Genomic DNA, 3204 nt, shown 5'->3' on the forward strand with positions numbered 1-3204 from the left:
CAATCTCCTCATCTTTTCGTTACAATATACACCTCATTGCAAAAAATAAAGAAACTAAACAAAAAGGAACTGAGGCCCTTGTATTGTTTACCTTCCAACTCCTCCACCATCCTTTTTTTCATGCCTCATCCCCCTCCTTTAGAGGCGTTTCGCCATAACTACAAATCTACATTCCCTTCCTCTCCTACCCTTCCCCCCCCTCTCCCACAATTGTGGGAGAGGTTGTCCTTTTATATCAAAAAATGGGGCAAAAGTAAATCCTGTTCTAGACTTTGTTCACAAGCACTTTCGGAAAGCGTACGTCGTAAGCTCCCCGGAACGCATAGGTTTTTTCTCAAGCCTTTAAATCAATTCAGGATGGTGCTTCTGTAACCAGGTGATAACATCATCTTTAAATGCTTTGACGAATACAATCAACTCATCAGCATCGGATTCTGAAGCCCCGCCTACATAATCGTATTCCACGATGTTACGCTTCTTGCGGCAATCATCAAGATATTCCGCATCTGCCTTTCTGGCATTGCCCAAGATCTCCGGGAGGGCCGCCAGTGTCCGGTAGTGCTGCAATGTATGGGATGGCCGGTATCCTTCGGCGGCAAGGAGGATCCTGCAGAGTTTCAATGCGGCGTTGTATGCAATACCGAAACGCCAGTCTGGGGAGATATCCCCTTGGGCATCAGTGAGGTCGCGCTCCACAATATTTAAAAGATTACTGATTTCTTCGCGGCTTGTTCGATGGGGATTCAGCCAGCCGTTATCCGCCCATTGCTTCAAGCTCATCCTGAGATCCTATGATAAAAATTTTGGGCGATGCCATAACGCTCGTGACAAAATGCTCCTTTTCCCCAGCACGCTTTCGAAACTCATCTTCCTGCAACACGTGGGGATTAACCTCGCGCCCTATCTTTTCTTCGATACCGGACAACAATCCAGAGAGGTCTCGCAATCCGAGCTCGCCGATAACCAACACATCCACATCGCTGCCGGCCTTTTCCTCTCCGCGGGCAATAGACCCGAACACAAAGGCCGCGCGAATCCTCTTGTCCCTCAACGCGGACTTCAGCACATCAGCTAGGCCTGATGTCTTGAGCACCAGGTTACGAATCTCAGGATACAGAGGGTTTTCGGTTTGTGCCCGATAGTACACACGATTGCTGTCCCTGCGGCTGCGGACGAGATCCAGACCGACCAGTTTACGCAGTTCCTGCCGGATGGTGCTGTCGTTCAGGCCGGAACGGCGCCCGATCGCCCGAACATGCAGTTCCTCGCCGGTTCCACTAAAAAGGAGCCGGAATATCTCCGCACGCGCTCGCGATGAAAGCAGTTCAGCCAAGCGATTCATAGTGCGTGTTTATACCACGCAATCGCGTGGTTTGTCCACTCATTTTTTTCTACCACCTTATGGATCATGGTACGTCATCTTACAGTACCTTTCCGGTCATAATATAAAAGCGTCCAGCTCCCGCTTTAATTCCTCCTATCAAAAAAGGGCCTTGTGGGCCCCTTGCATTGTTTACCTTTCTTTTCCCCCACAACCTTCTTTTTTCATGCCCATACCCCCTGTGTGGGGGCCCTGGGGGTCAAACCTTTGTTCTTGACAATTTTTTCGAACCCTCAAAATCTTACTCCTCCCCGCCTATGAAAATAGTTGATATCCCCTACAGCTTCATCTCATTCTTTCTTAACTCCCGTTCCCATCACATCTCCAAACAAAAAAGAGGCTACTTGCCCCTCAATCTTATGCCTTCCCTCTCCTACCACATCATAGCTCATAGTTCTTAGCTCATTGCTCATAGTTCTGCTGTCCACCCCAACACCATAACTTTCGTTCAGAATAGCAAACTATTGGGAAAAAGTAAATTTCGTTTCAGATTAGTCTTTTTCGTCCTTAGTTCGGAGAACAGGATAGTTCATCTCTTTTTAATAAAGAAAATAGTCTGTTTTTCGCTTGTTTTCTCCATCTCCTTGCAGAATTTACGATAACTGGGGTATTCCTCCGGTGAAATCCGTGTGGCCTTTTGTATAAACTCTTGCTTATAAAATACCTTCCCGTCTTCTTTGCTGTAACTCGAACGAAATTCAAAATAGGGACACTGTAAATCTATTGGTTTTGGAAGGTGATAGACCTTATAACCCTCAGGCACGGTGATTTCTACCTTATGATTCCGATAGTCCCTGCGCCAAATATCCAAGGGGTATCTGCGCTCCTTCTTGCCGCTCTCCGGACAAATGCTCCATATACCCGGTATCCGAAACGTCAAGATGTCCTGAGCCCTCTGACAGTGATCAGGGGCGTAGTACTTGAGTCTTTCATAAAATTGCTCTTTGAAGTTCAGAGGATCAGAGTGGCTGTACTCAATCAGCTTGGCCCCTGCGGAGATCCAATCTACCCTATTTTCAAACATCTCTCGTATCTCGGTCGGGCTATTGTTAATATAAAACCAACGTCGAAAAGACTCAAAATCACCAGCATAGGTGTCTGTTGCAGAGACCTCTATGGATCCATCCCGCTCTATCCTTATGGCCTGCCTGGAAAACTTTCCGCTGGCCTGAGGTTCCTCGACGGGTGTCCTGGCAAATAGGACTTCATGGTCCTTGAAGATCAAAACGTCCCGATTCTGATCACATGCCGGCAGATAGCCGAAGCGACACTCTTCGACCGTGGGATCAAGAAAGAGGTAGCCGTCCTTTCCCTCAGCAGCGACAATGCAGTGGTCAAATTGAAAAGGAAAAGGGATATCCTTGATCAATTTCCCGCTGTAATGGGTGGGGATCAGCACGTAATGGGCCGGAATCCCTGCGGCACTCAACATGCTGATGAGCAGGGTGCTTTTATCCTTGCAGTCTCCGTACTTGTTTTCGAATACCTCCTTGGCAGGGGTTGGTTCATAACCTGACTTTCCCAAGCTTATGGAGACATAGCGTATCTCCCGCTTCACAAAATCGAAGAGGACCTCTATCTTTGCACGTCGGCTGTTGAGTCCTTTTATGAACTCATCGACCTTCCTCATTATCGCCTCATCAGGCTCTGTCTTGCCCTTGATCAGGCCACGCCACCAGGAGAAAAATATATCCCAGTTACTGTTGGTCGTTGTGAGGATGTTGAAGGCGAACTCGCCTTCAGGAGGCATCCGTCACCCCTCAGCCAGGATCTGGGGGATGTCTCTGAACACCCAGAGATAGACCTTCTTGTCTGCCTCATAG

3 protein-coding genes are annotated in these 3204 nt (G+C 48.0%); all 3 read right to left on the minus strand.

Features of this window, described 5'->3' with window-relative positions; genetic code table 11:
- Positions 1 to 342: 342 nt before the first annotated feature.
- The gene (locus tag JRI46_12350) at positions 343 to 780 is read right to left on the minus strand and encodes a hypothetical protein (protein MBW2040355.1); all 438 of its coding nucleotides are present in this window, start codon (positions 778 to 780) and stop codon (positions 343 to 345) included.
- Entirely contained in the window at positions 755 to 1342 is a 588-nt protein-coding gene (locus JRI46_12355; protein ID MBW2040356.1) for a nucleotidyltransferase domain-containing protein, read from the minus strand. Before JRI46_12355 ends, JRI46_12350 begins: the two co-directional genes overlap by 26 nt.
- A gap of 568 nt (positions 1343 to 1910) precedes the next feature.
- The gene (locus JRI46_12360) at positions 1911 to 3131 is read right to left on the minus strand and encodes a transglutaminase family protein (protein ID MBW2040357.1); all 1221 of its coding nucleotides are present in this window, start codon (positions 3129 to 3131) and stop codon (positions 1911 to 1913) included.
- Positions 3132 to 3204 lie beyond the last annotated feature (73 nt).

The organism is Deltaproteobacteria bacterium, assembly GCA_019308925.1.
GTDB lineage: Bacteria > Desulfobacterota > B13-G15 > B13-G15 > RBG-16-54-18 > JAFDHG01.